This window comes from Acidovorax sp. LjRoot66 (assembly GCF_964253305.1).
Taxonomy (GTDB): Bacteria; Pseudomonadota; Gammaproteobacteria; order Burkholderiales; family Burkholderiaceae_C; genus Acidovorax.
The window spans coordinates 1,535,270-1,561,775 of the sequence record NZ_CAXUQU020000001.1 but is presented as its reverse complement, the minus strand read 5'-3'; the positions used below and the strand labels follow the sequence as shown (position 1 = coordinate 1,561,775).

At 64.1% G+C, this 26,506-nt stretch carries 30 protein-coding genes and 1 tRNA gene; 9 read left to right on the top strand and 22 right to left on the bottom strand.

Going from position 1 to position 26,506, the window contains the following annotated elements; translation table 11 throughout:
• The first annotated feature begins 17 nt into the window (after positions 1-17).
• The 6 genes from pilB to ACSQ3Y_RS07230 all read left to right on the top strand — a co-directional run bounded on the left by pilB (position 18) and on the right by ACSQ3Y_RS07230 (position 5,592).
• Positions 18-1,754: a type IV-A pilus assembly ATPase PilB gene (gene pilB / locus ACSQ3Y_RS07255; RefSeq protein WP_305741963.1), complete on the top strand. Its 1,737-nt coding sequence runs from the start codon at positions 18-20 to the stop codon at positions 1,752-1,754.
• 28 nt (positions 1,755-1,782) lie between these two features.
• On the top strand, positions 1,783-3,000 hold the full coding sequence (locus ACSQ3Y_RS07250; protein ID WP_436176852.1) for a type II secretion system F family protein: 1,218 nt from the start codon (positions 1,783-1,785) through the stop codon (positions 2,998-3,000).
• A complete protein-coding gene (locus ACSQ3Y_RS07245; RefSeq protein ID WP_436176851.1) occupies positions 3,000-3,908 on the top strand; it encodes a prepilin peptidase in 909 nt (302 codons plus the stop codon). The genes ACSQ3Y_RS07250 and ACSQ3Y_RS07245 overlap by 1 nt, the downstream gene beginning before the upstream one ends.
• Before the next feature lie 3 nt (positions 3,909-3,911).
• Positions 3,912-4,511: a dephospho-CoA kinase gene (coaE, locus tag ACSQ3Y_RS07240; protein ID WP_436176850.1), complete on the top strand. Its 600-nt coding sequence runs from the start codon at positions 3,912-3,914 to the stop codon at positions 4,509-4,511.
• Positions 4,512-4,600: 89 nt separating this feature from the next.
• Positions 4,601-5,356 (top strand): cell division protein ZapD, encoded by a 756-nt coding sequence (zapD, locus tag ACSQ3Y_RS07235; RefSeq protein WP_057204989.1) that lies wholly within the window; start codon positions 4,601-4,603, stop codon positions 5,354-5,356.
• A 14-nt stretch (positions 5,357-5,370) separates the two neighbouring features.
• The gene (locus ACSQ3Y_RS07230) at positions 5,371-5,592 is read left to right on the top strand and encodes a DNA gyrase inhibitor YacG (RefSeq protein WP_057205235.1); all 222 of its coding nucleotides are present in this window, start codon (positions 5,371-5,373) and stop codon (positions 5,590-5,592) included.
• 23 nt (positions 5,593-5,615) lie between these two features.
• Here ACSQ3Y_RS07230 and ACSQ3Y_RS07225 read toward each other — a convergent pair whose 3' ends face one another.
• The 5 genes from ACSQ3Y_RS07225 to ACSQ3Y_RS07205 all read right to left on the bottom strand — a co-directional run bounded on the left by ACSQ3Y_RS07225 (position 5,616) and on the right by ACSQ3Y_RS07205 (position 12,175).
• A complete protein-coding gene (locus tag ACSQ3Y_RS07225) occupies positions 5,616-6,074 on the bottom strand; it encodes an NUDIX domain-containing protein (RefSeq protein ID WP_436176849.1) in 459 nt (152 codons plus the stop codon).
• Positions 6,067-6,939, bottom strand: coding sequence for an ATP-binding protein (locus tag ACSQ3Y_RS07220; RefSeq protein ID WP_436176848.1), 873 nt, complete (start codon positions 6,937-6,939; stop codon positions 6,067-6,069). The genes ACSQ3Y_RS07225 and ACSQ3Y_RS07220 overlap by 8 nt, the downstream gene beginning before the upstream one ends.
• Before the next feature lie 19 nt (positions 6,940-6,958).
• Positions 6,959-8,188, bottom strand: a complete 1,230-nt coding sequence (gene argJ, locus ACSQ3Y_RS07215) for a bifunctional glutamate N-acetyltransferase/amino-acid acetyltransferase ArgJ (RefSeq protein ID WP_436176847.1) — start codon at positions 8,186-8,188, stop codon at positions 6,959-6,961.
• Between the two features lie 101 nt (positions 8,189-8,289).
• A complete protein-coding gene (gene secA / locus ACSQ3Y_RS07210) occupies positions 8,290-11,055 on the bottom strand; it encodes a preprotein translocase subunit SecA (RefSeq protein ID WP_436176846.1) in 2,766 nt (921 codons plus the stop codon).
• A gap of 139 nt (positions 11,056-11,194) precedes the next feature.
• Positions 11,195-12,175 carry a M23 family metallopeptidase gene (locus ACSQ3Y_RS07205; protein ID WP_179681915.1) on the bottom strand — a complete coding sequence of 327 codons (981 nt, stop codon included), beginning with the start codon at positions 12,173-12,175 and terminating at the stop codon, positions 11,195-11,197.
• A 32-nt stretch (positions 12,176-12,207) separates the two neighbouring features.
• Here ACSQ3Y_RS07205 and ACSQ3Y_RS07200 point away from each other — a divergent pair, with 32 nt between their 5' ends.
• Positions 12,208-12,507, top strand: a complete 300-nt coding sequence (locus ACSQ3Y_RS07200) for a hypothetical protein (protein WP_057205002.1) — start codon at positions 12,208-12,210, stop codon at positions 12,505-12,507.
• Between the two features lie 56 nt (positions 12,508-12,563).
• Here ACSQ3Y_RS07200 and ACSQ3Y_RS07195 read toward each other — a convergent pair.
• The 6 genes from ACSQ3Y_RS07195 to petA form a co-directional block, all read right to left on the bottom strand.
• Positions 12,564-12,639: transfer RNA gene (locus tag ACSQ3Y_RS07195), tRNA-Thr, on the bottom strand.
• A gap of 62 nt (positions 12,640-12,701) precedes the next feature.
• Positions 12,702-13,241 (bottom strand): ClpXP protease specificity-enhancing factor, encoded by a 540-nt coding sequence (locus tag ACSQ3Y_RS07190; protein WP_057205238.1) that lies wholly within the window; start codon positions 13,239-13,241, stop codon positions 12,702-12,704.
• A gap of 41 nt (positions 13,242-13,282) precedes the next feature.
• Positions 13,283-13,894, bottom strand: coding sequence for a glutathione S-transferase N-terminal domain-containing protein (locus ACSQ3Y_RS07185; RefSeq protein WP_007854512.1), 612 nt, complete (start codon positions 13,892-13,894; stop codon positions 13,283-13,285).
• A 104-nt stretch (positions 13,895-13,998) separates the two neighbouring features.
• Complete coding sequence (locus tag ACSQ3Y_RS07180; protein WP_057205004.1) at positions 13,999-14,754, bottom strand: cytochrome c1; 756 nt, start codon at positions 14,752-14,754, stop codon at positions 13,999-14,001.
• Positions 14,755-14,770: 16 nt separating this feature from the next.
• Positions 14,771-16,186 carry a cytochrome b gene (locus ACSQ3Y_RS07175; protein ID WP_057205007.1) on the bottom strand — a complete coding sequence of 472 codons (1,416 nt, stop codon included), beginning with the start codon at positions 16,184-16,186 and terminating at the stop codon, positions 14,771-14,773.
• A 12-nt stretch (positions 16,187-16,198) separates the two neighbouring features.
• On the bottom strand, positions 16,199-16,795 hold the full coding sequence (gene petA / locus ACSQ3Y_RS07170; RefSeq protein WP_057205009.1) for a ubiquinol-cytochrome c reductase iron-sulfur subunit: 597 nt from the start codon (positions 16,793-16,795) through the stop codon (positions 16,199-16,201).
• A gap of 145 nt (positions 16,796-16,940) precedes the next feature.
• Here petA and mscL point away from each other — a divergent pair, with 145 nt between their 5' ends.
• Positions 16,941-17,378 (top strand): large conductance mechanosensitive channel protein MscL, encoded by a 438-nt coding sequence (gene mscL, locus ACSQ3Y_RS07165; protein WP_057205012.1) that lies wholly within the window; start codon positions 16,941-16,943, stop codon positions 17,376-17,378.
• Positions 17,379-17,390: 12 nt separating this feature from the next.
• On the opposite strand, the gene pdxA is transcribed toward mscL, so the two are convergent.
• Genes pdxA through ACSQ3Y_RS07150 form a run of 3 tightly spaced genes read right to left on the bottom strand, consistent with a single transcriptional unit; the run spans position 17,391 to position 20,546 of the window.
• The gene (gene pdxA, locus ACSQ3Y_RS07160) at positions 17,391-18,422 is read right to left on the bottom strand and encodes a 4-hydroxythreonine-4-phosphate dehydrogenase PdxA (protein WP_436176845.1); all 1,032 of its coding nucleotides are present in this window, start codon (positions 18,420-18,422) and stop codon (positions 17,391-17,393) included.
• Positions 18,419-19,177 carry a Nif3-like dinuclear metal center hexameric protein gene (locus ACSQ3Y_RS07155; RefSeq protein ID WP_082604372.1) on the bottom strand — a complete coding sequence of 253 codons (759 nt, stop codon included), beginning with the start codon at positions 19,175-19,177 and terminating at the stop codon, positions 18,419-18,421. The genes pdxA and ACSQ3Y_RS07155 overlap by 4 nt, the downstream gene beginning before the upstream one ends.
• A gap of 40 nt (positions 19,178-19,217) precedes the next feature.
• Positions 19,218-20,546, bottom strand: a complete 1,329-nt coding sequence (locus ACSQ3Y_RS07150) for an MFS transporter (RefSeq protein ID WP_428002410.1) — start codon at positions 20,544-20,546, stop codon at positions 19,218-19,220.
• A gap of 314 nt (positions 20,547-20,860) precedes the next feature.
• Between ACSQ3Y_RS07150 and ACSQ3Y_RS07145 the strand changes: the two genes are divergently transcribed.
• A complete protein-coding gene (locus ACSQ3Y_RS07145; protein WP_436176844.1) occupies positions 20,861-22,024 on the top strand; it encodes a Do family serine endopeptidase in 1,164 nt (387 codons plus the stop codon).
• A gap of 167 nt (positions 22,025-22,191) precedes the next feature.
• Here ACSQ3Y_RS07145 and tatC read toward each other — a convergent pair whose 3' ends face one another.
• From tatC to hisI, 8 genes are all read right to left on the bottom strand, one after another.
• Entirely contained in the window at positions 22,192-22,992 is an 801-nt protein-coding gene (gene tatC, locus ACSQ3Y_RS07140; RefSeq protein ID WP_057205022.1) for a twin-arginine translocase subunit TatC, read from the bottom strand.
• 62 nt (positions 22,993-23,054) lie between these two features.
• Complete coding sequence (gene tatB, locus ACSQ3Y_RS07135) at positions 23,055-23,516, bottom strand: Sec-independent protein translocase protein TatB (protein WP_436176843.1); 462 nt, start codon at positions 23,514-23,516, stop codon at positions 23,055-23,057.
• 22 nt (positions 23,517-23,538) lie between these two features.
• On the bottom strand, positions 23,539-23,781 hold the full coding sequence (gene tatA, locus ACSQ3Y_RS07130) for a Sec-independent protein translocase subunit TatA (protein WP_057205028.1): 243 nt from the start codon (positions 23,779-23,781) through the stop codon (positions 23,539-23,541).
• 106 nt (positions 23,782-23,887) lie between these two features.
• Positions 23,888-24,244, bottom strand: a complete 357-nt coding sequence (locus ACSQ3Y_RS07125; protein WP_057205242.1) for a histidine triad nucleotide-binding protein — start codon at positions 24,242-24,244, stop codon at positions 23,888-23,890.
• Positions 24,245-24,285: 41 nt separating this feature from the next.
• Positions 24,286-25,326 (bottom strand): patatin-like phospholipase family protein, encoded by a 1,041-nt coding sequence (locus ACSQ3Y_RS07120; RefSeq protein WP_436176842.1) that lies wholly within the window; start codon positions 25,324-25,326, stop codon positions 24,286-24,288.
• Positions 25,319-25,705 (bottom strand): DUF4870 family protein, encoded by a 387-nt coding sequence (locus ACSQ3Y_RS07115; protein WP_436176841.1) that lies wholly within the window; start codon positions 25,703-25,705, stop codon positions 25,319-25,321. The genes ACSQ3Y_RS07120 and ACSQ3Y_RS07115 overlap by 8 nt, the downstream gene beginning before the upstream one ends.
• The gene (locus ACSQ3Y_RS07110) at positions 25,702-26,079 is read right to left on the bottom strand and encodes a phosphoribosyl-ATP diphosphatase (RefSeq protein WP_057265158.1); all 378 of its coding nucleotides are present in this window, start codon (positions 26,077-26,079) and stop codon (positions 25,702-25,704) included. Before ACSQ3Y_RS07110 ends, ACSQ3Y_RS07115 begins: the two co-directional genes overlap by 4 nt.
• 7 nt (positions 26,080-26,086) lie before the next feature.
• Positions 26,087-26,485 (bottom strand): phosphoribosyl-AMP cyclohydrolase, encoded by a 399-nt coding sequence (gene hisI, locus ACSQ3Y_RS07105; protein WP_428003736.1) that lies wholly within the window; start codon positions 26,483-26,485, stop codon positions 26,087-26,089.
• Positions 26,486-26,506: the final 21 nt, after the last annotated feature.

The window sequence follows — 26,506 nt, the reverse complement described above, 5'->3', positions numbered from 1 at the left end:
AACACATTACCGGTTACATGGCTGCTGTAGATACTGCTCAGAAAGAAACACCTGCAATAGCCCTTCCGGGCTTGGGGCGGGCGTTGATGTCTGCGGGAAAGCTGACCCAAAAGGCAGCCGAAGATATTTACAAAAAGTCACAAGTCAGCCGCACCAGTTTTATTGCGGAATTGACAGGTTCGGGGGTGGTGTCTGCGACGGACCTGGCCCACACGGTATCGGCCGTATTTGGCGCCCCGTTGCTGGACCTGGAAGCCATCGACCCTCTGCGGCTGCCCAAGGACCTGCTGGACGCCAAAATCTGCCAGTCCTACCGGGTGGTGGTGCTGAGCAAGCGCAACAACCGCCTGATCGTTGCAACGGCCGATCCCACGGACCAGGAAGCCGCCGAGAAAATCAAGTTCACGACCCAGATGGGGGTGGACTGGATTATTGCCGAATATGACAAACTGAATCGACTGGTAGAAAGCAGCACCAAATCGACAAGCGAGTCGATGGAGAGCATGACCAGCGGGGGCGATTTTGAATTCGACGATGTCCCCATCGAAGAAGCGGCAGATCCAGCCGATGCAGGCGCCTCCGATGTCGAGGATGCCCCTGTTGTCAAATTCCTGCACAAGATGTTGCTCGATGCCTTCAATATGAGGGCATCCGATCTGCATTTTGAACCCTATGAGCACCAGTACCGCGTGCGATTTCGCATTGACGGTGAATTGCGCGAAATCACATCGCCTCCCATTGCCATCAAGGACAAGCTGGCCTCGCGCATCAAGGTGATCTCGCGGATGGATATTTCCGAAAAGCGCGTGCCGCAGGACGGAAAGATGAAACTGAAAATCGGCCCCGACCGGGTGATCGATTTCCGGGTGAGCACCCTGCCCACGCTGTTTGGCGAAAAGATCGTGATCCGTATTCTCGATCCCTCCAGCGCCAAGCTGGGCATCGATGCATTGGGCTACGAACCCGAAGAAAAAGCGCGGCTGATGGACGCCATCAGTCGCCCTTACGGCATGATTCTGGTGACCGGCCCTACCGGCTCAGGCAAGACGGTATCGCTCTACACCTGCCTGAACCTGCTGAACAAGCCGGGGGTGAACATCGCCACGGCAGAAGACCCCTCGGAAATCAACCTGCCCGGTGTGAACCAGGTCAACGTCAACGACAAGGCCGGGCTGACCTTTGCCGTGGCGCTCAAGTCCTTTCTGCGCCAGGATCCAGACATCATCATGGTGGGGGAAATCCGCGATCTGGAAACAGCCGACATATCGATCAAGGCCGCCCAAACGGGTCACTTGGTGCTGTCCACGCTGCACACCAACGATGCCCCCACGACGCTCACGCGCATGCGCAACATGGGCATCGCACCTTTCAATATCGCGTCCAGCGTGATCCTGATTACTGCGCAGCGATTGGCACGGCGACTGTGCCCCGTGTGCAAGGTGCCTGCAGACATTCCTCATGAGGCGCTTGTGGATGCGGGCTACTCCGAGGAAGAGCTGGATGGATCCTGGGTCCCCTACCGTCCGGTTGGTTGCTCTGCCTGCAACAACGGATACAAAGGCCGCGTCGGGGTCTACCAGGTGATGCCTATCTCCGAGGAAATCCAGCGCATCATTCTGCGCGACGGCAGCGCCCTGGAGATCGCCGAGCAAGCCAGAGCCGAAGGCGTGCGGTCCCTGCGTGATTCGGCACTCCACAAGGCCAAGCTGGGTCTGACCTCGCTCGAAGAGGTGCTGGCCGTGACCAACGAATAAACATTACAGAATAGCGACGGGGAATACCATGGCGACAGCAGCAGCTAAGGACATCAAGGATTTTGTCTTTGAATGGGAGGGCAAGGACCGCGCCGGCAAGATTGTGCGCGGAGAACTGCGTGCGGGGGGCGAAAACCAGGTCCAGGCCACGCTGCGCCGCCAGGGCGTGTTCCCAACCAAGATCAAGAAACGGCGGATGAAGTCGGGCAAGAGGATCAAGCCCAAGGACATCGCCCTGTTCACGCGCCAGTTGGCCACCATGATGAAGGCCGGTGTGCCCCTGCTGCAGTCGTTCGACATTGTCGGCCGCGGCAACACCAATACCAGCGTGACCAAGCTGCTCAACGACATCCGCACCGACGTGGAAACAGGGACCTCGCTGAATGGGGCGTTCCGCAAACATCCACTGTATTTCGACACCCTCTACTGCAACCTGGTCGAGGCCGGTGAGGCGGCAGGTATTCTGGAAGCCCTGTTGGATCGGCTGGCCACCTATATGGAGAAGACGGAGGCCATCAAGTCCAAGATCAGATCGGCATTGATGTACCCCATTTCCGTGTTGATTGTTGCCTTCGTGGTGGTCACAGTGATCATGATTTTCGTGATCCCGGCCTTCAAGGAAGTATTTACCTCTTTTGGAGCAGATCTGCCCGCCCCTACCCTAATGGTGATGGGTATCAGCGAGGTCTTTGTTAAATGGTGGTGGCTGATTTTTGGTGTCATTGGCGGCGGCTTCTATTTCTTCATGGAGGCATGGCGCCGCAACGAGAAGATGCAGAAATTAATGGACCGCGCCCTGCTGAAGATGCCCATCTTTGGCGCGTTAATTGACAAGTCCTGCGTGGCTCGCTGGACGCGGACATTGGCCACCATGTTTGCCGCCGGCGTTCCGCTGGTGGAAGCCCTCGACTCCGTCGGCGGTGCCTCGGGCAACTCGGTCTACGCAGTTGCCACCGAAAAAATCCAGCAGGAAGTTTCGACCGGCACCAGCCTCACGGCAGCCATGGGCAATGCGAATATCTTTCCTTCGATGGTGATCCAGATGTGCGCGATTGGCGAAGAGTCCGGCTCGATCGACCACATGCTGGGCAAGGCAGCGGACTTCTACGAAGCCGAAGTGGATGAGATGGTGGCCGGACTATCCAGCCTTATGGAGCCCATCATTATCGTGTTCCTAGGCACGCTGATTGGCGGTATCGTGGTGTCGATGTACCTGCCCATCTTCAAGCTCGGCCAGGTCGTTTAATGCTGCTGGATCCGTGGTGGAGCGCCGCGCTGGTCGGCGTCCTGGGCTTGTTGATCGGCAGTTTCCTGAACGTCGTAATTTACCGGTTGCCCAAGATGATGGAGCGGCAGTGGGATGCTGAAGTCACCGCATACGCCGCAGAGCAGACGGCGCGGCAGGCAACTGGCAGCGAGGCGGAAAGAGCCGTCGAAGGACATCAGCCACCCGCAGCAGAGCCATTCAATCTCATGGTTCCCCGGTCACGCTGCCAAGCCTGTGGGCACATGGTCCGGTGGTACGAAAACATTCCCGTCCTGAGCTATCTGTTCCTGCGCGGCAAATGCTCTTCCTGCGGGGCTCGCATCAGTGTGCGCTACCCCTTGGTGGAACTGGGCACCGCAGCCCTGTTTGCCTTCCTGGGCCACTGGGGAGGGTTGTCGGCGCCGACCCTGGTCTGGTGTGTCTTCGCCGCTGCCATGGTGGCGCTTGCCCTGATCGACTGGGATACGACCCTGTTGCCCGATGACATCACCCTGCCCTTGCTCTGGGCTGGACTGATTGCCTCTACCGTGGGGTGGACAGGCATACCGCCTGCGGCCTCGGTGGCAGGTGCCGCTGCCGGCTATCTGTCCCTGTGGCTCGTCTACTGGGGCTTCAAGCTGGTCACCGGCAAGGAAGGCATGGGCTACGGCGACTTCAAGCTGTTCGCCGCACTCGGCGCCTGGTTTGGCTGGCAGGCCCTGGTGCCCATCATCCTCATGGCCTCGGTGATCGGCGCCATCGTGGGCCTGGTCATGAAATTCAGGAACCGCTTGCGCGAAGGTGGCTACATTCCTTTCGGCCCCTTCCTGGTCGGCGCGGGCCTGGTGTCCATGGTGTTCACACCCGAGGCCATCTTCCAGGCGGTGCTGGGCCTGATGGGCCTGTAACCCATGCGCATCGGCCTGACCGGGGGCATCGGCAGCGGCAAGAGCACCTTTGGCCAGTTGCTGGCCTCTCTGGGCGCCGCACTGATCGATGCCGACCAGATAGCGCGCATCGTCACAGGTCCCGGCGGTGCGGCCATCGAAGCGATCCGGCAGACGTTTGGCCCCGACTATGTCGATGCGGCCGGAGCGCTCGACAGGGCCCGCATGCGCGCCCTGGCCTTCTCGGATGGCGATGCGCGGTTGCGGCTGGAATCCATCGTGCACCCCCTGGTGACACAGCGCAGCGCTGAAGAAGCCCGGCAGGCCCTGCAGGACGGCAGGCGGCTGATCGTGCACGACATTCCCTTGCTGGTGGAGTCGGGGCGCTGGGCCCGGCAGCTCGACGCCGTGGTCGTGATCGACTGCCCTCCCGAAACCCAGATCGAGCGCGTGGTGCAGCGCAGCGGGCTCACCGGGGAGGCCGTGCAGGCCATCCTTTCTCACCAGGCGAGCCGCCCGGTGCGCCGCGCGGCGGCGGATATCGTGGTGTTCAACGGCCCGCACTGCACATTGACGCAATTGCAGGCCCAGGCCGCGCAGCTGGGGCAGCTGTTCGGGCTATGATGCACGCGCAGCCTGTTGCGCCCTGTTTCTGCAGAGTGCACGCCAACGGTGCCACAGAATACCCCTGAGAGCCCCGGGAACCCGCCAGCGTGATCCTTTACGAATACCCTTTCAACGAGCGCCTCAGAACGTACCTGCGTCTGGAGCAGCTGTTTCGCCGGCTCGGCGAACTGATCCCGCGCTCCCACGCCCTGGACCACCATTTTGCGCTGGTCACGATCTTCGAAATCATGGATGTGGCCGCCCGGGCCGACCTGAAGTCGGACGTGCTCAAGGACATCGAAAAGCACAAGCACCAGCTCGACAGCTACCGCGGCAACCCCTCCATCTCCGAGGCGGCGCTGGACGCCGTGATCGCGCAGCTCGACCACTGCTTCACCGCCCTGAACACCCAGAACGGCAAGTCAGGCCATGCCCTCACCGAGAACGACTGGCTGATGAGCATCCGCAGTCGCGTCGGGATTCCAGGCGGAACCTGCGGGTTCGATCTGCCTGCCTACTACGCCTGGCAGCACCGGGACGTGGCCTACCGCCAGAACGCCCTGCAGGAATGGGCCTCCACCCTCGCGCCCATGGCCGAATCCATCTACGTGCTGCTCAAGCTGCTGCGCGACTCGGGCGTGCCGCAGAAGGTGGCAGCCGAGCGCGGCCAGTTCCAGCAAAACCTGCCCCAGGGTCGCACCTTCCAGTTGCTGCGCTTGCGCATGGACCCATCGCTGGGGCTCATTCCGGAGATCAGCGGCAACCGCCTGATCGTCTCGGTGCGGCTCATGCGCCAGGAGGCCGATGGCCGCCTGCACTCCTGCGCGGAGGATGCCGCGTTTGAACTGACCCTGTGCGCGTGAAGGAGACGCCCACCATGGCCCCCAAAACACCCCTTGGCAGCACCACTGCCCGCATCGTTGTCTGCCCCACCTGCGGGGGCGACAGCATCTACAGCCCCGCCAACGCCTACCGGCCGTTCTGCAGCGAACGCTGCAAGCAGGTGGACCTGGGCGCCTGGGCCAGCGAAGACTTCCGCATGCCCGCCGAAGCACCGCCAGCAGACGCGCAGTACGGCGACCCCAAGCTACAGCACTGAGCTGCGGGTCGGGGCCCTTGGCCTCAGGCTTTCGGAAGTTCCGGCACCACGAACGCCAGGCCGCGCTCCTCGGACAGCCATTGCAGCACCGGGTAAGCCCCTGGCAACACGGGGCTGACCTCCAGGGGCAACTGCTGCCAGGCCATCTCCTGGCCTTCGCGCATCTCGAATTCCCCGGTCCATGCGTGCACCTTGCACCAGTGCAGCCGCACCAGCGCGTGCGGGTAGTCGTGCTCGGTGACCTTCCAGACCTCAGCGGGCCCGATGGTCACGCCCAGCTCCTCGACCAGCTCGCGCCGCAGTGCCTGCTCCACCGTCTCGCCAGCTTCCAGCTTGCCGCCTGGAAACTCCCAGTATCCCGCATAGGGCTTGCCTGGCGGCCGGGTGGACAGCAGCAGCGCGCCATCCGGCCGCACCAGGATGCCCACCGCTACCTCGGTGTGCTTGCGCACCCCCGCCTCGCCGGCCACGGACTCAGCCACCCTGGCGCCCCGCGTAGTCGCGCGCGAACTGGTAGGCCACGCGGCCGCTGCGCGAGCCCCGCTCCAGCGCCCACACCAGGGCCTGGGGGCGTGCCGCTGCAATCTCCTGGGCATCCACGCCCAGCGACGAGAGCCACTGTGCCACGATGGCCAGGTACTCGTCCTGGCTGAACGGGTAGAAGCTCACCCACAGGCCAAAGCGTTCCGACAGCGAGATCTTCTCCTCGACCACCTCGCCGGGGTGTACCTCGCCGTCCTCACTGTGCGTGTAGGTCAGGTTCTCGGTCATGTACTCGGGCAGCAGGTGGCGGCGGTTGCTGGTGGCATAGATCAGCACGTTCGGCGTGGCTGCGGCCACCGATCCATCGAGGATGGACTTGAGCGCCTTGTAGCCCGGCTCGCCCTCTTCAAAGCTCAGGTCGTCACAGAAGACGATGAACTTCTCTGGCCGTGCCGAGACCACGTCCACGATGTCGGGCAGGTCTGTCAGGTCGGCCTTGTCCACCTCGATCAGGCGCAGGCCCTGTGGCGCGTAGGCATTCAGGCAGGCCTTGATCAGCGAGGACTTGCCCGTGCCGCGCGCGCCCGTGAGCAGCACGTTGTTGGCCGGCTTGCCCTGCACGAACTGGCGCGTGTTGCGCTCGATCTTGTTCTTTTGACCATCGATCTCCTTGAGCTCGGTGAGGGCCATGGCCGCCACATGGCGCACGGGCTCCAGCGTGCCATGGCCGCTGCTGCGCTTGCGGTAGCGCCAGGCGATCGAGGCCGTCCAGTCCGGCGCGGACAGCGGCTGCGGCAAGGCCGCCTCAATGCGGGTGATCAGTTGCTCCGCGCGCGCGATCAGGTGTTCCAGTGCTTGGTTCATGTGCCAGAGGCTCGCGTGTTCAGGAGCGGTAATCCGCGTTGATGGTCACGTACTCGTGGCTGAAATCGCAGGTCCACACGGTGTCGGCCGCATCACCCCGGCCCAGCAGCACGCGCACGGTGATCTCGCTTTGCTTCATCACGCGCTGGCCGTCTTCCTCGCGGTAGGCCGGGTTGCGCCCGCCCTTCACGGCCACGTGCACGTCGTCCAGGTACAGATCGATCCCGGTCTGGTCCAGGTCGTCGATGCCGGCGTAGCCCACTGCCGCCAGGATGCGGCCCAGGTTCGGGTCGCTGGCGAAGAAAGCCGTCTTGACCAGGGGCGAATGGGCGATGGCGTAGGCCACCTTGCGGCACTCGTCGCCGGTCTTGCCGCCTTCGACGCGCACGGTGATGAACTTGGTGGCACCTTCGCCATCGCGCACGATGGCCTGGGCCAGCTTCTGCGCCACATGCAACATAGCGGCCTGCAGGGCCTTGCCTTCGGCACTGGCCAGATCGGTGATTGGAGCGTGCGCCGCCTTGTTCGTGGCCACGACCACAAAGGAATCGTTGGTCGAGGTGTCGCCGTCGATGGTCACACGGTTGAACGAGCCGTCAGCCAGCTCGCGCGCCAACTGCTGCATCACCGAGGGGTGCACGCAGGCATCCGTGGCCATGAAACCCAGCATGGTGGCCATGTTCGGGCGGATCATTCCGGCGCCCTTGCTGATGCCGGTGATGGACACCGTCGTGCCCGCAATCTGCACCTGGGCCGAAAAAGCCTTGGGCAGCGTGTCGGTGGTCATGATGCCTTCAGCGGCGCGCGCCCAGTGGTCGGGCTGCGCATCGGCAATGGCAGCGGGCAGGCCGGCCTCGATGCGGTCAACGGGCAAGGACTCCATGATCACGCCGGTGGAGAACGGCAGCACCTGTTCGGGCGCCACGTCCAGCTGGCGCGCCATGGCCACGCAGGTGGCACGCGCACGCGCAAGACCGTCGGCACCGGTGCCGGCGTTGGCATTGCCGGTGTTGATCAGCATCGCGCGGATGCCCTGCCCGCCGGCCAGGTGCTCGCGCCCGACCTGCACCGGCGCCGCGCAAAAGCGGTTCTGCGTGAACACGCCCGCCACGCTGGCGCCTTCGTCGAGCAGAAACACCGTGAGGTCCTTGCGGTGGGCCTTGCGGACACCGGCTTCGGCGACACCAATGCGGACACCGGCAATCGCATGCAGATCGGCGGCAACGGGGGCAAGAAGATGGACAGGCATGGGAGGAGGCTCTTTCGTGAAAAACTGCGTCCGATTATGCGGAAAACCGTGGCGCGCCAATGAAAACACGGGCCGAAGCCCGTGTTGCAATCGTCAGAAGATCAAGCCAGCTTGCCGTGGCATGCCTTGTATTTTTTGCCGCTGCCGCAAGGGCAGGGGTCGTTGCGCGACACGCGCATGCCTTCGGGCAAAGGCAACTCCTGGGCACCTGCGGCCTGGCGCTGCTCCAACGTGGTTTCCACATCGCCGGTTTCGGTGGGCGCCGTGTAGGTCACGTTGGCAATGCTTTCAGCACGGCTTTCCATGTCCTGGGCGGCCTGGTCCAGCAGGGCCTGCGACTGCACCTGCACGGTCATCAGCACCTTGGTGACTTCGTTCTTGACCTGGTCGATCAACTGGCGGAACAGCTCGAAAGCTTCGCGCTTGTATTCCTGCTTGGGCTGCTTTTGCGCGTAGCCGCGCAGGTGGATGCCCTGGCGCAGGTAATCGAGCGAGCTCAGGTGGTCGCGCCAGTTGGAGTCGAAGTTCTGCAGCAGCACCACGCGTTCGAACTGCGTGAAGTTCTCGCGGCCGACCTGCTCCACCTTGGCGTCGAACGCGGCCTGGGCAGCCTGCACGACCTTTTCCAGGATCTCGTCGTCGGTGATGGCGCTTGAGCCTTCCACCAGTGCCTTGAGGTCGATATCGACCTGCCACTCGTCGGCCAGCACCTTCTGCAGCGTGGGGAGGTCCCACTGCTCTTCCACGGATTCGGCCGGCACGTACTGGCGCACCAGGTCGGTCATGCAATCGTCGCGCATGGCGGCAATCACGTCCGACAGCTCCGAAGCATCGAGGATGTCGTTGCGCTGCTGGTAGATCACCTTGCGCTGGTCGTTGGCCACATCGTCGTATTCCAGCAGCTGCTTGCGGATGTCGAAGTTGCGGGCCTCCACCTTGCGCTGGGCCGACTCGATGCTGCGGGTCACGATGCCCGCCTCGATGGCCTCGCCATCGGGCATCTTCAGTCGGTCCATGATGGCCTTGACGCGGTCGCCTGCGAAGATGCGCATCAGCGAATCGTCCAGGCTCAGGTAAAAGCGCGAGGAACCTGGGTCGCCCTGGCGGCCCGAACGGCCACGCAGCTGGTTGTCGATGCGGCGCGACTCATGGCGCTCGGTGGCGATGATGCGCAGGCCACCCAGGGCCTTGATCTTCTCATGGTCCACGGACCAGTCGGCGCGCACCTGGGCGATCCGGGCTTCGCGCCCGGCTGCGTCCAGCGACTCGTCGGCTTCGACCTCGGCGATCAGCTTTTCGATGTTGCCGCCCAGCACGATATCGGTACCGCGCCCTGCCATGTTGGTGGCGATGGTGATCATGCCGGCACGCCCCGCCTGGGCCACGATGTCGGCCTCACGGGCATGCTGCTTGGCGTTGAGCACCTGGTGCGGCAGGCCTTCCTTGTTGAGCAACTGGTCGATGATTTCGGAGTTCTCGATCGACGTCGTGCCCACCAGCACCGGCTGGCCACGCTCGTGGCATTCGCGGATGTCCTTGATGGCGGCTTCGTACTTTTCGCGCGTGGTCTTGTACACGCGGTCGAGCTGGTCGTCGCGGCGGCTCGGGCGGTTCGGCGGGATCACCGTGGTTTCAAGGCCGTAGATTTCCTGGAACTCGTAGGCTTCGGTGTCGGCCGTACCGGTCATGCCCGCGAGCTTGTTGTACAGGCGGAAGTAGTTCTGGAAGGTGATCGAGGCCAGCGTCTGGTTCTCGGCCTGGATGTTCACGCCTTCCTTGGCTTCCACGGCCTGGTGCAGGCCTTCGCTCCAGCGGCGGCCCGACATCAGGCGGCCGGTGAACTCGTCCACGATCACGATCTCACCGTTTTGCACCACATAGTGCTGGTCGCGGTGGTACAGGTGGTTGGCACGCAGTGCTGCGTACAGGTGGTGCATCAGCGTGATGTTGGCCGGGTCGTACACCGAGGCGCCTTCGGCAATCAGGCCATGGCTGGCCAGGATGCGCTCGGCGCTCTCGTGGCCCTGCTCGGTCAGGAACACCTGGTGGGTCTTCTCGTCGAGCGTGAAGTCGCCTGGCTTGGTCACGCCCTCGCCGGTGCGGGCATCGGCTTCGCCTTCCTGGCGGATCAGCAGCGGCACCACCTTGTTCATGGCGATGTACATGGCCGTGTGGTCCTCGGCCTGGCCGCTGATGATCAGGGGCGTGCGCGCCTCGTCGATCAGGATCGAGTCCACCTCGTCGACGATGGCGAAATTCAGGCCCTGCTGCACGCGGTCTGCGGCCTCGTAGACCATGTTGTCGCGCAGGTAGTCGAAGCCGTATTCGTTGTTCGTGCCGTAGGTGATGTCCGAGCGGTAGGCAGCCTGCTTTTCCTCACGGGGCATGTTGGGCAGGTTGATACCCACCGACAGGCCCAGGAAGTTGTACAGACGGCCCATCCACTGCGCATCGCGGTTGGCCAGGTAGTCGTTCACGGTCACCACGTGAACGCCCTTGTCGGACAGCGCGTTCAGGTACACCGGCAGCGTGGCGGTCAGGGTCTTGCCTTCACCGGTGCGCATTTCGGCGATCTTGCCGAAGTGCAGCGCCATGCCGCCCAGCAGTTGCACGTCGAAGTGGCGCATCTTCATGATGCGCTTGGAGCCTTCGCGCACCACCGCAAACGCCTCGGGCAGGATGTCGTCCAGCGACTCGCCCTTGGCCACCCGGTCCTTGAACTCCTGCGTTTTGGCGCGGAGCTGCTCGTCCGTCAGCTTCTCGTAGTCGGGCTCCATCGCATTGATGTGAGTCACCGTCTTGCGGTATTGCTTGAGAAGCCGGTCATTGCGGCTGCCGAATATTTTGGTAAGGAAGTTGGTGGCCATGCGAACAGGACCGCCTCACCCGCTGCAATCAGCGCGCAAAGCGACCGAAACCCCTAAGATGAATTGTGATCAGGTGGGTCCGCCGCCGGGTATTGCAAGGACTGCACTACCGTGGGCTGCGAACGCCGGACCCGCGATTTTACCTGCCTGCCGCAGGGCTGCCGGAAGCAGCCACCAGGCCCGGCCTTTGCGCCGTGGCAACCTGGCCTCCCGCGACTGCGCTGCCGGCACTGAGAAACTTCTGCGGGTCCTGGAAAACCCCTTGCACCAGCACTTCAAAGTGCAGGTGCGGGCCCGTGGAACGCCCGGTGGTGCCCACCTCGGCAATCTTCTGGCCACGCCGCACGATGTCCCCTTGTTTCACCAGGGTACGCGAGGCGTGGGCATAGCGCGTCACCAACTGGTTGCCATGGTCCACCTCGATCATGTTGCCGTAGGCCGGATGGTATTCCTGCGTCACGACCACACCCCCGGCAGCGGCCAGGATGGCCGTCCCCGTATCGGCCTGGAAGTCCAGCCCCGTGTGCAGTGCCGACTGCCCGGTAATGGGGTCGATGCGCCAGCCAAAGGACGACCCCGGCGCTTTGCCGGCCACAGGCGCATGCGTGGGAACCATCTTCTTGCGGATGTGCTGATCGAACAGGCGCGACTCCATCACCGTCATCAGGTCCACGCGCTGGTTGGTCAGGCGCTCCAGGTCATCGAGCGTGGCCTGCAGCTCTTCCATGCTCAGGTTGTGGGCGCTCACCAGCGCACCGCCACGCCCGTCGCTGCGCAACTCGGTGGCCGGCATGCCTGCCAGGCCCAGCACGCGCTCACCCAGGGACTCCAGTTGCACCATGCGCGCCTGCATTTCGCCGACCCGCCGCGCCATGGCATCCAGGTTGGCGCGCATGAAGCGGTCGCGCTCGGCGAATTCATCCTTCACCACCAGGCGCACCAGGGCGCCGAACACCGGCCAGCCCTCGCGCGCGCCCTTGAGGAAGACCCAGTGGTACAGGCCGGCGGCCGTCACCATGAGTCCGAGGGAAAGAACCAGGCCCGCCAGCAGAAGGCGAACCCCGGAAAGGTGAATGGCGCGGCTGCGCGCCAAACGGGCGTCCGTGATAATCAGGTGCACTACGACATCTCCACGCCCACCGGCGCATCCCCATGACCCGCCGCCACCACGCCGTCACCCTGCAGCAAGCCAGCGCGGAATCTCCCACGCTGCACATGCTCACTGCATTGACACGCGACTCCAGCGAACGGCTCAAGGCCATTGAATTGTTGATACCTGCCGGCCTGCGCCAGTCCGTCCAGGCAGGGCCCATCGATGGGTCCACCTGGTGCCTGCTGGTCAAGAGCAATGCCGCCGCGGCCAAGATCCGGCAACTGCTGCCTGCATTGCAGGCGCACTTGCGCAGCCGGGGGTGGGAGGTTAACTCCATTCGGCTGAAAGTTCAAACCTGAAAAACAGGCGATAGGCCTGACAGGTGCAGCGAATGGACGAAAAAAGAGGCGAAAGATGGTGCCGGTTATCGGAATCGAACTGATGACCTACCGCTTACAAGGCGGGTGCTCTACCAACTGAGCTAAACCGGCGAAGGCTGGATTTTATCCTGCAAAAACAACCCGAAAAATGAACCGGGAAGGTGTGCGCTGGCTTATTTCACCCGCTTGAGCGCGGGGCGGCCACCGCCAGCGGGCGAAGGACGCGGCGGGTTGCCGTCTCCACCATCGGCGGCTGGGGACTCCCCTGGCACCAGATGCACCACCCGGTCGTCCGCAGGCGACGCCGACGGCACGGCCATCGGCACCTGGGACAGCTCGGCGGGAGCCGAGGACGGCAGGATCTGTGGCTGGGCACCGCCCGCCAGGTTGTCCACCGGCGGGGGAAACGCCATGCCCTGCCCGTTCTCGCGGGCGTAGATCGCGATCACCCGGCCTACAGGCACCAGGATCTCGCGCGGCTTGCCGCCAAAACGGGCCTTGAACTCGATGAAGTCATTGCCCAGTTGCAGCGAGCTGGTGGCGTCGTAACTGATGTTCAGCACGATCTCGCCATCGTTCACATACTCGCGCGGCACCTGCACGGAATCGTCCACGCGCACCGCCACGTAGGGCGTGAGCCCGTTGTCCGTGCACCACTCATAGAGAGCGCGGATCAGGTAGGGGCGTGTGGACGTGGATTCCGTGGCATTCATGGGCAAATGGCGATCAGGGACAGGCTAGGGACGCACGCGCATTACTTGCGCATGACCTTTTCGGAGGGCGTCAGCGCTTCGATGTAGGCAGGGCGCGAGAAGATGCGCTCGGCGTACTTGAGCAGCGGGGCGGCATTCTTGCTCAGGTCGATGCCATAGTAGTCCAGGCGCCACAGCAGCGGGGCAATGGCCACGTCCAGCATGGAGAAGTTGTCGCCCAGCATGTACTTGTTCTTGAGGAACACGGGGGCCAGCTGCGTCAGGCGGTCGCGGATGTGGGCCCGCGCCTTTTCCAGCGCCTTCTCGTTGCCCTTGGTCGCACGCGACTCCAGGATGTTCACGTGCACGAACAGTTCCTTCTCGAAGTTGAGCAGGAACAGGCGCACGCGGGCACGGTCCACCGGGTCGCCGGGCATCAGCTGCGGGTGCGGGAAGCGCTCGTCGATGTACTCGTTGATGATGTTCGACTCGTACAGGATCAGGTCGCGCTCGACCAGGATGGGCACCTGGCCGTAGGGGTTCATCACGCTGATGTCTTCGGGCTTGTTGTACAGGTCCACATCGCGGATTTCGAAGTCCATGCCCTTTTCGAACAGGACAAAGCGGCAGCGGTGGGAGAAGGGACAGGTCGTTCCCGAGTAAAGCACCATCATGGTGGGAGGCTCCTAAAAATCAAAAGAGTGGGGGCTAAAAGCACCCACTCTGTAAAGACCCCGCCCCATCCCGGCAAAGGGGTGGGGCATATGGATCTGGCGTGTTATTTGACGTCTTTCCAGAACGACGCGTTCAGTCTCCAGGCAATGACCGTGAACACACCCAGGAAGAGCAGCACCCAGACACCGACACGGATGCGTGTGTTCTGCGCGGGCTCACCCATCCATTGCAGGTAGTTCACGAGATCGCCGATATTCTGTTCGAACTGCAAAGGCGTCACCGTTCCAGGGGTCACCTGCTGCCAGCCCTTGAAGACCTGGGTCTTGTGGCCATGGCTTTCGTGCTCCTCGAAGACCGGGCGGCGGTCGCCCTGCATTTCCCACAGCACGTGGGGCATGCCGACGCTCGGGAAAGCCAGGTTGTTCCAACCCGTGGCCTTGGTCTCGTCGCGGTAGAAAGTGCGCAGGAAGGTGTACAGGTAATCGGCACCGGTGCCGCCATGGCCGGCACGCGAACGCGCGATCACGGTCAGGTCGGGCGGATTGGCGCCGAACCACTCCTTGGCCTGCTTGGGATCGATGGACGCCTTCATGGTCTCGCCGACCTTGTCGGTCGCGAACAACAGGTTGTCCTTGATCTCCTGCTCGGTCAGGCCGATGTCGCGCAGGCGGTTGTAACGCATGAACGCCGCCGAATGGCAGCTCAGGCAGTAATTGACGAAGATCTTGGCACCGTTTTGCAGCGATGCGAGGTCATTGGTCTTGTTGGGCGCCTTGTCCCATGCAATGCCGCCTTCTGCGGCCTGCGCACCCGAAACAATGCCCAGGGCTGCGATCAGCGTGAGAATGAGTTTCTTCATTGTTCTTGTCTCCCGCTCAGTGCGCGGCAAAGGTCACACGGTCAGGCACCGGCTTGGGCGTACCCAGGCGGCTCCACACGGGCATCAGGATGAAGAAGCCGAAGTAGAACAGCGTACCGACCTGCGACACGCGCTCACCGATGGCCGATGGCGGCTGCACGCCCAGGTAACCCAGGATCAGGAAGTTGATCACGAAGATGCCGTACAGGTACTTGTGCCAGTCGGGACGGTAGCGGATCGACTTGACCGGGCTGTAGTCCAGCCATGGCAGAAAGAACAGGATGATCACGGCACCGCCCATCACCACCACACCCCAGAACTTGGCGTCGATGGCCAGCATCAGCGCGGCGACCACCAGGGAGGCCACCACGGCACCGGCCTTGATGAAGCTTGGCAGCTTGAGCTTGACCGAAGCCAGCACGGCACCGCCCACCACGCACAGGATCAGCGCATACATCATCTCGCTGGTGATGGCACGCAGCATCGAGTAGAACGGCGTGAAGTACCAGACCGGCGCAATGTGCGCAGGCGTCTTCAGCGGATCTGCCGGGATGAAGTTGTTGTATTCGAGGAAGTAGCCGCCGAACTCGGGGGCGAAAAAGATCACCGCCGTGAAGGCCATCAGGAACACGCAGACACCGAAGATGTCATGCACCGTGTAGTAAGGGTGGAAGGGCACGCCATCCAGCGGCTTGCCATTGGCATCCTTGGGCGCCTTGGGGCCCTTGATCTCCACGCCGTCGGGGTTGTTCGAGCCCACATCGTGCAGCGCCAGCAAGTGGGCGACCACCAGGCCCAGCAGCACCAGCGGCACCGCGATCACGTGGAAGCTGAAGAAGCGGTTCAGCGTGGCATCGCCCACCACGTAGTCGCCACGGATCAGCAGCGCCAGGTCGGGGCCGACAAAAGGAATCGCGGCGAACAGGTTCACGATCACCTGGGCGCCCCAGTACGACATCTGGCCCCATGGCAGCAGGTATCCCATGAAGGCCTCGGCCATCAGGCACAGGAAGATCGCACAGCCGAACACCCACACCAGCTCACGCGGCTTGCGGTAGCTGCCGTAGATGAGCCCGCGGAACATGTGCAGATAGACCACCACGAAGAAGGCCGAGGCCCCTGTGGAGTGCATGTAGCGGATCAGCCAGCCCCAGGGCACATCGCGCATGATGTACTCGACCGACTCGAAGGCCTTGGCCGCATCGGGCTTGTAATGCATCACCAGGAAGATCCCGGTGACGATCTGGATCACCAGCACCAAGAGCGACAGCGAGCCGAAGATGTACCAGAAGTTGAAGTTCTTCGGAGCGTAGTACTCCGACATGTGCACGCGGTAGGCATCAAACGCGGTCGGAAACCGGTTCTCGAACCAGTTGGTGACCTTCGCGCCTGCCGAGGCGTTGGGGGAGAGTTCCTTGAATTCGTGGGCCATTTTTTATTTCCCTCAAGCCTTGTCTTCACCGATCAGGAGGCGGGTCTCCGACAGGTACATGTGGGGAGGCACTTCCAGGTTATCGGGAGCCGGCTTGTTCTTGAAGACACGGCCCGCCATGTCGAACGTGGAGCCGTGGCAGGGGCACAGGAAACCGCCCTTCCAGTCGTCGGGCAGCGAGGCCTGTGCACCGGTCTGGAACTTGTCCGACGGCGAGCACCCCAGGTGCGAGCAGATGCCCACAGCCACCAGGATTTCGGGCTTGATGGAACGGCCTTCGTTGCGGGCGTATTCGGGGGTCAGCTCCGAGGGCTTGCGCTCGGACTTGGGATCCGCCAGTTGGCCATCGAGCTTGGGCAGTTCGGCGAGCTGCTCCGGCGTGCGCTTGACGATCCAGACAGGCTTGCCACGCCACTCCACGGTGACTTTTTCTCCGGGCTTGAGCGCGGAGATGTCCACCTCGACGGCCGCACCGGCAGCCTTGGCCCGCTCGGAAGGCTGGAAGGTACTCACGAAAGGAACGGCGGTTGCCACGCCGCCCACCGCACCAGCACAGCCGGACGCAATCAGCCACGTCCGCTTGCTGGAGTCGATTGGGGTGTCACTCATGGGGATCCTCGATGTACATCGCTATTGGGGTCAACCGCGAATTGTAGCGGAGTGAAAAGGGTCATTGCAGGCGGACAGTCCGCCTTGACAGGGCACAGACCTGGGCAATACTCGGCTTCTTGTCTATTATCAAGAGGGGTTATCCATGGGCATTGCACAAGAGTTCCGGGAATTTGCGGTCAAGGGCAACGTGATCGACCTTGCCGTGGGGGTCATCATCGGCGGCGCCTTCGGCAAGATCGTGGATTCAGTCGTGTCCGACCTGATCCTGCCCGTGGTGGGGCTGGTGTTTGGCAAGCTCGATTTCTCCAACCTGTTCATCGTGCTGGGCAACGTGCCAGCCGGCACGGCCATGACGCTCGACGCCCTGAAAAAGGCCGGGGTGCCGGTGTTCGCCTACGGCAACTTCATCACCGTGGCGGTGAACTTCATTATCCTCGCGTTCATCATCTTCATGATGATCAAGCAGATCAACCGCTTGAAGCGCGAAACCCCGGCCGCACCCGCTGCGCCCGCCGCACCGCCCGAAGACATCGCACTGCTGCGCGAAATCCGCGACAGCCTGAAGAACCGTCAGCCCTGACCGCCCCTGGCACTACCGCGCCAGCTGCCGCGCCATGCGCACGGCCTCCACCAGACTGGAGGCATCCGCGATGCCCTGGCCGGCGATGTCGAAGGCTGTGCCGTGGTCCGGGCTGGTGCGCACCAGCGGCAGGCCCAGGGTCACGTTCACGCCCTTGTCCACGCCCAGGTACTTCACCGGGATCAGGCCTTGATCGTGGTACATGGCCACCACCACATCGAATTCGCCCGGGTGGCGAGGGGCGTGGCGCGCGCGCATGAAGACCGTATCGGGCGCGAAGGGGCCATGCACATCCATGCCCTGCGCCCTGGCTGCGGCAATCGCCGGGGCGATGGAGTCCATCTCCTCGCGGCCGAACAGGCCACCCTCCCCCGCGTGCGGGTTGAGCCCCGCCACGCCGATGCGCGGCGCACGGCCCAGGGTGCGCCGCAGGGCCGCATGGGTGATCTGCAGCGTCTGCGCCACGTTGGCAGGTGTCACGGCCTCGATCGCATCGCGCAGCGAAACGTGGATGCTGACCAGCACCGTACGCAGTTCGTCGCTGGCCAGCATCATGCGCACCGGCATGGCAGCCAAAGGCACGCCCTGGTGCCGGGCGGACTCGGCCTGCAACAGCTCGGTATGGCCGGGGTAGTCCACACCGGCGGCCGACATCGCCTCCTTGTGCAGGGGGGCCGTCACCAGCGCCGCCACTTCGCCGCGCAGCGCAGCACGCGCCGCCCACACCACGCAGTCCGCCGCGGCGCGACCGGCCTCGGCGCCTATCTGCCCCCAGGGCTGCGGCCCCGGCAGGCCTGGCAACGGCAACACCGGCACACAACGCGCCAGCGCCTGCAGGGCCTGCGCCGGTGTATCGATTACCGCCACCGGCAGGGACGGCATGCCAGGGCGCTCGATGCATTGCGCAGCACGGCGCAGCGTGGCCACGTCACCCACTACGAAGCAGCCGCACAGGTCGTGCGGCGCATCGCGAAAAGCCTTGGCAATGATTTCGGGGCCGATTCCGGAGGGATCGCCCTGGGTAATGGCGATGGCGGTGCTCATGCGGGGTTGTCCACCTCGATGAAGACATGCTCCACACCCGCCTGCTGCGCCACATGCGCGGCCACCGCCGGGGCGCCGTAGCGCTCCGTCGCATGGTGCCCCGCCGCAATGAAACAGACACCCGTCTCACGCGCCAGATGGGCCTGGGGTTCGGAGATCTCGCCCGTGATGAAGGCATCGGCCCCGGCGGCAATGGCCGGCTCGAAATAGCCCTGCGCCCCGCCCGTGCACCAGGCCACGCGGCGGATGGGCCGCCGCAGGACTCCTTCAGGCTGGACCAGGGTCACGGCACGGCCCAGGGCGCCGGCCACATGGTCGGCCAGGGCCTGGCCATCGGCAAACTGCGCGCTGGCCACACAGCCCAGCTCCTGCTCGCCAAAGCGCGCATCGGCCGCCAGGCCCAGCACCCGGCCCAGTTGCGCGTTGTTGCCCAGCTCGGGGTGGGCATCGAGCGGCAAGTGGTACGCAAAGAGGTTGATATCGTGCGCCAGCAGCAGCTGCAGACGCTGCTTCATCCAGCCGACCACGCGGCCGTCCTGCCCACGCCAGAACAGGCCGTGGTGCACGAAGATCGCGTCCGCGCGCGCGTCGATGGCCGCCTCGATCAGGGCCCGGCTGGCCGTCACGCCGCTCACGATGCGGGTGATGGTTTCCTTGCCCTCGACCTGCAGGCCATTGGGACCATAGTCCTTGAAGCGCGCGGGCTGCAGCAGCCCATCCAGAAGGGCCAGGAGTTCTTGTCGCTGAATGCTCATGCCCCGATTGTGCCCAAGGGCAGCGCCGCGTGTCAGGCCTTCAGGCCTTGGCGGGCTGCCACCCCTTGGCAGCCAGGGGCCAGAACAGGCCGATGGCCGCGCCCAGCACCCCCATGGCGGCCACGTAGTGGGCCGGTGCCAGCACATCCGCCTGCTGCCAGGTGGCGACCAGCATGGGTGTGAGACCGCCGAACACGGCATAGGCCATGTTGTAGGCAAAGGAAAGGCCGGTGAAGCGCACGGGCGCAGGGAAGGCGCGCACGCCCACCACGGGCAGCAACGAGATACTGCCGACGAAAAAGCCCACCAGGGCGTAGGACCCGACCAGCGAGGCTTCGGTGCCCGGCAGGCCCATGTAGAACAGATAGGCAGTGGCGGTCATGCCACCCCACCCCAGCACCATGGCCGTGCGCGTGCCGGCCTTGTCGGACAGCCAGCCCCAGAACACACAGCCGATGGTCAACGTCACCGTGGCCACGGCGTTGGCCTTCATGGCGGCTGCGGGCACGATGTGGAACACCTTCTGCAGGTAAGAGGGCGTGAACAGCACCACCACCACCACGGCCGTGGACAACACCCAGGTCATCAGGGCCACGAGCACACAGGCTTCACGGTGGTCGCGCAGGATGGTCTTGAGCGGCATCTCACGGTCTGCGGCCTTGCGGGCCTGCATCTCGCGGAAGATGGGGGTCTCCTCAAGGAATTTGCGCAGGTACACCGACACCAGGCCGAACACGCCGCCCAGGATGAAGGGAATGCGCCAGGCCCAGTCATGCACCTCGGCCTGGCTGTAGGTCGTGTTGAGCCACACGCCCATGATGGAGCCCAGGAAGATACCGCCGGTGATGCCCGAGGTCAGCGTGCCGATGGCAAAGCCGTAGTTCCTGGCTGGCGCGTGTTCGGCCACGAACACCCAGGCGCCGGGCATCTCGCCGCCGATGGCCGCGCCCTGCAGCACGCGCATGGCCAACAACAGCAGCGGCGCAGCGATGCCGATGGTGGCGTAGGTGGGCAGAATGCCGATGACCAGGGTGGGCACCGACATCAGGAAGATGGACAGCGTGAACATCTTCTTGCGGCCCAGCTTGTCGCCATAGTGGGCGATCACGATGCCGCCCAGCGGGCGCGCCAGATAGCCGGCGGCGAAGATGCCCAGGGTCTGCAGCTGGCGCATCCATTCCGGCATGTCGGCCGGAAAGAACAGCGAGCCGATGACGTTGGCGAAGAAGACGAAAACGACGAAGTCGTAGAACTCCAGCGTCCCGCCCAGCGCGGACAGACCGAGGGTCTTGTAATCGCTGCGGTTCAGTGGACGATGGGAGGGACTGGCGGACGCGGACGCGCCGTCCGCCGCGGTGATCGAGGTCATGAGGGGAAAGCTCCAGAAGATGCGTGCACAGGACTGCGGGGTGCGGCGGCAGCGGTGGCGTGCCGCAGGCCATCGTTCGTCGGCAGTTTCCGGATAGGGGAGATTGTCGCGGGTGGCCAGGCGGGTAGCGGGCCACAAGAGAACACAGGCAGCAGGGGCAGTCGTGCACAATTATAGGGTTTTCCCTAGGATTTCGTCAGCGTGCTCCGCGATTCCCCTGCCCGCAAATCCAGGCGCCGAGTGGCCTGCGCGGCGGCGCTTCGCAGGCGATGACGCACAATGGCGGTCTTTGCTGACCCCTTGACTCCCACTCCATGAAACGCATCTGGCTGCTGTTTTCCCAGACCGTGACGGTGCTCGTCGCGGCGTACTTCGTCGTGGCCACCCTGCAGCCCGGCTGGCTGGGGCGCGGCAACGTGCGCTCGGGCGCGGGCATCGCGCTGATCGAAGCGCCCGCCAATACACCCTCCGCCGGCCAGCAGCCGACCGCCGGCAGCTTCAGCGGCGCCGCGCGCAAGGCCGCGCCGGCCGTGGTGAGCATCAACACCAGCAAGGCCGTGCGCCACCCGCGCAGCAATGACCCGTGGTTCCAGTTCTTCTTCGGCGACCAAGGCAACAACAGCCAGCAACAGCAGGCGGGCCTGGGCAGCGGCGTGATCGTCAGCCCCGATGGCTACATCCTCACCAACAACCATGTGGTGGAAGGCGCCGACGAGATCGAGGTCACCCTCACCGACAGCCGGCGCGCCCGCGCCCGCGTGATCGGCACCGATCCCGACACCGACCTGGCCATCCTCAGGATCGAGCTCGACAAGCTGCCCGTGATCGTGCTGGGCAACTCGGACGCCCTGGACGTTGGCGACCAGGTGCTGGCCATCGGCAACCCCTTCGGCGTGGGCCAGACGGTGACCAGCGGCATCGTCAGCGCCCTGGGTCGCACCCAGCTCGGGATCAACACCTTCGAGAACTTCATCCAGACCGACGCGGCCATCAACCCCGGCAACTCCGGTGGGGCCCTGGTGGACGTCAATGGCAACCTCATGGGCATCAACACTGCCATCTACTCCCGCTCGGGCGGCAGCATGGGCATTGGCTTTGCCATCCCGGTCTCCACCGCGCGCCTGGTGCTGGACGGCATCGTCAAGGACGGCCAGGTCACGCGCGGCTGGATCGGCGTGGAGCCCAACGAGCTCTCGCCCGAGCTGGCCGAGACCTTTGGCGTGAAGGCCTCCGAGGGCGTCATCATCACCGGCGTGCTGCAGGACGGCCCCGCCGCCCAGGCCGGCATGCGCCCTGGCGACGTGATCGTCAAGGTGGATGGCAAGAACGTGGGCAATGTCTCCGAACTGCTCACCGCCGTGGCGGCCCTCAAGCCCGGAGCGGCCGCCCCCTTCAACGTGAAGCGCGCCGATGCCCTGGTGGAACTGAACATCACCCCGGGCGTGCGCCCCCGGCCGCAGCGCAACGTGAAGAGATAAGCCCCTGAGGCGCTTCGTGCGCCCAGGGGGCCGCAACCCCCTGGCCTGGCAAATCCTGAATGCCGTTTTCTGAAGGCGCCTTTCGCTGGCGGCCCCATGAAAAAAGCAACTGGCGCTTCGAGCGGCAGTTGCTTTTTTCGCCCTGAGGCTGCAGGTCGGTTTTCTGATCAGGAAGACGACGAGGACGCAGCTTCATCGGCATCTTCCGGCGCCTTGGTGTGCTTGATGAAGATCTGCGCGGCCCAGATGCCCACCTCGTACAGGATGCACATGGGCACGGCCAGCGCGAGCTGCGAGACCACGTCCGGTGGCGTCACGATGGCCGCCACGACAAAGGCCCCCACGACGAAGTAGCCGCGAAAGCTTTTGAGCTTTTCCACGCTGACGATGTTCATGCGGGCCAGCACCACCACCGCGATAGGCACCTCGAATGCCATGCCGAAGGCCAGGAACATCGAGAGCACGAAGCTCAGGTAGGCCTCGATGTCAGGCGCGGCCGTGATGCTCTTGGGCGCAAAGCTCTGGATGAAGGCAAACACCTGCCCGAACACGAAGTAGTAGCAGAACGCCACGCCGATGAAGAACAGCAGCGTGCTGGACACCACCAGCGGCAGCACCAGCTTCTTCTCGTGCGAGTACAGGCCCGGCGCCACGAAGGCCCAGACCTGCCACAGCACGACGGGCAGCGCCAGCAGGAAGGCCGACATCAACAATATCTTGAGCGGCACCATGAAGGGCGAGATCACCGAGGTGGCGATCAGCGTGGCGCCCTTGGGCAGGTGGGCCACCAGGGGCGCCGCCAGGAAGTCATAGAGCGCGCCAGGGCCGGGAAAGAAGAACAGGATTGCCGCCGCGATAGCGATGGCAATGATGGCCTTGACCAGCCGGTCGCGCAGCTCCATCAGGTGCTGCACAAACGGCTGCTCGGTACCGGCCAGCTCGTCTTCTTTGGGGGGAGTTTCGGACATGTTGGATTTTCAGGGGCGTGGGGGCCGCCCATGCAGCGCGCACCAAAGGCTGCGCGGCATCGTCAATGGAATTTCTGGGGCCGGTACCGGGCGACGCGCGCCGCGCCGGACTGCGCCTTGGTGCGCACCCCGCTGCGCGACTTGTACCACTGGGGCGTGGCGCCACGCTTGAGGCGCCAGTTCTTGCCGGGGTTCTTGTAGGCGGGCACCACCACCGAAGTCTCGAAGGACTCGGGGGTGGTCATGTCCGTCGCTGCAGCCCAGTCCTTTTCGAACTCGCTGGCACCGGTCTGGATGGACTGCTGCACGTCGCGCGCGGCGCCTTCCACCGTGTCCTTCATCTTGCGCAGCTCGTCGAGCTCCATGGACCGGTTGACCTCGGACTTGACGTCGGCCACGTAGCGCTGCGCCTTGCCCAGCAATGTGCCCACCGTGCGGGCCACGCGCGGCAGCTTTTCGGGGCCGATGACGATCAGCGCCACGGCGCCGATCAGCGCCATCTTGGACAGGCCAATATCAATCATGAAGCAGGTGTCCGCTCAGCGGTCAGCTCTTTTGCTTGGCTTCGACATCGATGGTGGTCTTGTCGGCCGCCTGGCTGCTGGTCACCTGGCCAGCGGGGGGATTGACAGCACCGCTGTCAGCCGTGGAACCGTCCTTCATGCCGTCCTTGAAGCCCTTGACGGCGCCTCCGAGGTCGGAGCCCATGTTCTTGAGCTTCTTGGTGCCGAACACCATGACGACGATCAGCAGCACGATCAGCCAGTGCCAGATGGAAAAAGAGCCCATGGAATATCTCCTAACGAATTGCAATCATTTTAGACCCCGGCCGTGACCGGAGTTCACACCCCCTGTCGCGAACCAGGGGTCTATCGGCCCCGGACGTCAGCCAGGGTCAGCCTTTGAGCCAAGGACGGGGACCGCCCATCACGTGGATGTGCAGGTGGTGGATTTCCTGGCCGCCTTCAAGCCCCGTGTTTACCACGATGCGAAAGCCGCCTTCCGGGTAGGGGTTGCAGCCCTGCTCCTGGGCCAGCTTCGGCGCCAGCGCCATCATGCGCCCCAGCACCCCGGCATCCGCCTCGGTGACCTGGGCCATGGAAGGGATATGCACCTTGGGCACCATCAGGAAGTGCACCGGGGCCCACGGATGGATGTCATGGAAGACGAACATGTCATCGTCTTCATGGACCTTCTTCGATGGAATCTGGCCCGCGATGATTTTGCAGAAAAGGCAGTTCGGATCGTGCATGGTGAGAAAAAAGGCGGTGTTGTCGTTGCCAGGCGGCACATTCACGCATTGTCTGCGATCTTGATGCTCGGGCGCACGCCCACGTCCTTGCGGTGGGCCTTCATCCAGCTTTTACCCGCCTGGCGCCCCAGCTCGAACAGCTGGCGCACGAAGGCGGTGTCGGCACGTGCCTTGCTGTCCGCACCCAAGGGTGCGAGCACCGCGCCCCCGTCGATGCGGTGCATCAGCACGTTCTTGTAGCGGCGCGCGTCGAGCTTGCCCTCGGCCAGCAGCCGGCGCACGAACTCGATGGCGCGCAGCTCGGCCAGCAGGCTGGCGTTGAAGGTGACCTCGTTCATGCGCTCCACAATTTCATGCGCGCTGTCGGGTACGGAGAGGTGCTCGATCGGGTTGATCTGCACCAGCAGGATGTCCGAGGTTTGGGTCTGGTAGATCAGCGGGTGCAGCGCCGGGTTGCCCGAATATCCACCGTCCCAGTAGTGCTCGCCATCGATCTCCACCGCCTTGAACACCATGGGCAAGCAGGCCGAGGCCATCACGGCGTCGGCACTCAGCCGCGGGCCCGAGAAGATCTCACCGCGCCCCGTGCGCACGTTGGTCGCGCACACGAACACCTGCGGCACCACGCTCTCGATGCTGGAACGGGCCGAGCACAGCAGGCCAAAATCCACCTCGCGCTCCAGTAATTGGCGCAAGGGATTGAACCCGAGCGGGTTGGTCTGGTAGGGCGATAGCCACTGGGCCATCATGCCCACCAGCGGGTTGGCTGCCGACAGCGGCGTGCCCCAGGTCAGGCTGCCCAGAGACCCCACGCCCTCCCACAGCCGGGTGAGCGACTCGCGTGCCAGGGCGCAGCCAGCAAGGCGCGCTTCCTCGGGGTCCTTGTGGGCCTGCGCCGCCTGGGCAAAGCCATGGGCCAGGGCCACGGCGTTCATCGCGCCGGCGCTGGTACCGCTGATGCCGTCGATCTGCCAGCGCCCGTCTTCCAGCAAGGCATCGAGCACGCCCCAGGTCAGCGCGCCGTGCGAGCCCCCGCCCTGCAACGCCAGGTTCAGGCGCCGCAGCGCAGGCGGTTCAGCCATCCACCGCCTGGTTCTTGCTCATGGCCAGCATGCCGCGCACGATGCGGTACAGGAACCACAGCGAGATGATGCCCCAGGCGATCCAGCCGGGCAGCAGGAACAGCAGCCACAGCGGCGCAGTCACCGCGTACAGCGCGCCGGCCCAGAGGACGGAGCGGATGCGCCAGGAAAAATGGTTCTCCTGCCAGGTGCCCTGGGCATCGCCGCGCTTGACCAGGTCGAGCACCAGGGCGATCACCAGCAGCAACGCGCTGGCCTGCGTGCCCGGCAACACGGCGCCCAGGGCCACGATCAGGTGCAGCGCATAGCTGATCCAGCCGATGTTCTTGAGGCTTCCGGCCTTCTGGTCATTGGTTCGCACGTCGATGATGTCGCTCATGGGGATCCTTCTTCGTGGGCTGCACGCGCAACGGCCTTGCGCAGGGCTTTCTCCTCGATGCCGCTGGTACCCTCGCGGCGCTCCAGCTCGGCGATCACGTCGGCGGGCGTCAGGCCATAGTGGGCCAGCGCGATCATGGAGTGGAACCACAGGTCGGCCACCTCGTAGACCAGCTTGCTGGCATGGGCCCCATGGTCCACGTCCTTGGCGGCCATGACCACCTCGGTGGCCTCTTCGCCGATCTTCTTGAGAAAGGCATCAGGCCCCTTGTGCAGCAGGCGCGAGACGTAGCTCTTCTCGGGGTCGCCCCCGTTGGCGGGTTTGCGGCTTTCGATGACGGCCGCCAGGCGCGCCAGGGAGTCATTGGAACTCATGGTCTTGTTACTTGTAGATGGATTCGGGGTCTTTCAAGACCGGATCGACGGCTTTCCATGCACCGTCGCTGAGCACGCTGAAGAAACAGCTGTGTCGGCCCGTGTGGCAGGCGATGCCGGGCTCGTGGCCCAACTGGGTCACCTTGAGCAGCACCACGTCGTTGTCGCAGTCCAGGCGGATCTCGTGCACCGTCTGCACGTGGCCCGACTCCTCGCCCTTGAACCACAGCTTGCCACGCGAGCGGCTGAAGTACACGGCGCGGCCGAGTTCTGCGGTCTTTTCCAGCGCCTCGCGGTTCATCCACGCAAACATCAGCACGTCGCCCGTGCCCTGCTCCTGCGCGATCACGGGCACCAGGCCCTGCGCATCCCATTTCACTTCGTTGAGCCAGTTCATGGCCCGGATTGTCGGCGATTTGAATGACCG

Bases quoted from the DNA above. Each gene is read 5' to 3' on its own strand.
- pilB (WP_305741963.1), top strand. From the start codon at position 18: ATGGCTGCTGTAGATACTGCTCAGAAAGAAACACCTGCAATAGCCCTT.
- ACSQ3Y_RS07250 (WP_436176852.1), top strand. From the start codon at position 1,783: ATGGCGACAGCAGCAGCTAAGGACATCAAGGATTTTGTCTTTGAATGG.
- ACSQ3Y_RS07245 (WP_436176851.1), top strand. From the start codon at position 3,000: ATGCTGCTGGATCCGTGGTGGAGCGCCGCGCTGGTCGGCGTCCTGGGC.
- coaE (WP_436176850.1), top strand. From the start codon at position 3,912: ATGCGCATCGGCCTGACCGGGGGCATCGGCAGCGGCAAGAGCACCTTT.
- ACSQ3Y_RS07230 (WP_057205235.1), top strand. From the start codon at position 5,371: ATGGCCCCCAAAACACCCCTTGGCAGCACCACTGCCCGCATCGTTGTC.
- ACSQ3Y_RS07220 (WP_436176848.1), bottom strand. From the start codon at position 6,939: ATGAACCAAGCACTGGAACACCTGATCGCGCGCGCGGAGCAACTGATC.
- argJ (WP_436176847.1), bottom strand. From the start codon at position 8,188: ATGCCTGTCCATCTTCTTGCCCCCGTTGCCGCCGATCTGCATGCGATT.
- secA (WP_436176846.1), bottom strand. From the start codon at position 11,055: ATGGCCACCAACTTCCTTACCAAAATATTCGGCAGCCGCAATGACCGG.
- ACSQ3Y_RS07200 (WP_057205002.1), top strand. From the start codon at position 12,208: ATGACCCGCCGCCACCACGCCGTCACCCTGCAGCAAGCCAGCGCGGAA.
- ACSQ3Y_RS07190 (WP_057205238.1), bottom strand. From the start codon at position 13,241: ATGAATGCCACGGAATCCACGTCCACACGCCCCTACCTGATCCGCGCT.
- ACSQ3Y_RS07185 (WP_007854512.1), bottom strand. From the start codon at position 13,894: ATGATGGTGCTTTACTCGGGAACGACCTGTCCCTTCTCCCACCGCTGC.
- ACSQ3Y_RS07180 (WP_057205004.1), bottom strand. From the start codon at position 14,754: ATGAAGAAACTCATTCTCACGCTGATCGCAGCCCTGGGCATTGTTTCG.
- ACSQ3Y_RS07175 (WP_057205007.1), bottom strand. From the start codon at position 16,186: ATGGCCCACGAATTCAAGGAACTCTCCCCCAACGCCTCGGCAGGCGCG.
- petA (WP_057205009.1), bottom strand. From the start codon at position 16,795: ATGAGTGACACCCCAATCGACTCCAGCAAGCGGACGTGGCTGATTGCG.
- mscL (WP_057205012.1), top strand. From the start codon at position 16,941: ATGGGCATTGCACAAGAGTTCCGGGAATTTGCGGTCAAGGGCAACGTG.
- pdxA (WP_436176845.1), bottom strand. From the start codon at position 18,422: ATGAGCACCGCCATCGCCATTACCCAGGGCGATCCCTCCGGAATCGGC.
- ACSQ3Y_RS07155 (WP_082604372.1), bottom strand. From the start codon at position 19,177: ATGAGCATTCAGCGACAAGAACTCCTGGCCCTTCTGGATGGGCTGCTG.
- ACSQ3Y_RS07150 (WP_428002410.1), bottom strand. From the start codon at position 20,546: ATGACCTCGATCACCGCGGCGGACGGCGCGTCCGCGTCCGCCAGTCCC.
- ACSQ3Y_RS07145 (WP_436176844.1), top strand. From the start codon at position 20,861: ATGAAACGCATCTGGCTGCTGTTTTCCCAGACCGTGACGGTGCTCGTC.
- tatC (WP_057205022.1), bottom strand. From the start codon at position 22,992: ATGTCCGAAACTCCCCCCAAAGAAGACGAGCTGGCCGGTACCGAGCAG.
- tatB (WP_436176843.1), bottom strand. From the start codon at position 23,516: ATGATTGATATTGGCCTGTCCAAGATGGCGCTGATCGGCGCCGTGGCG.
- tatA (WP_057205028.1), bottom strand. From the start codon at position 23,781: ATGGGCTCTTTTTCCATCTGGCACTGGCTGATCGTGCTGCTGATCGTC.
- ACSQ3Y_RS07125 (WP_057205242.1), bottom strand. From the start codon at position 24,244: ATGCACGATCCGAACTGCCTTTTCTGCAAAATCATCGCGGGCCAGATT.
- ACSQ3Y_RS07120 (WP_436176842.1), bottom strand. From the start codon at position 25,326: ATGGCTGAACCGCCTGCGCTGCGGCGCCTGAACCTGGCGTTGCAGGGC.
- ACSQ3Y_RS07115 (WP_436176841.1), bottom strand. From the start codon at position 25,705: ATGAGCGACATCATCGACGTGCGAACCAATGACCAGAAGGCCGGAAGC.
- ACSQ3Y_RS07110 (WP_057265158.1), bottom strand. From the start codon at position 26,079: ATGAGTTCCAATGACTCCCTGGCGCGCCTGGCGGCCGTCATCGAAAGC.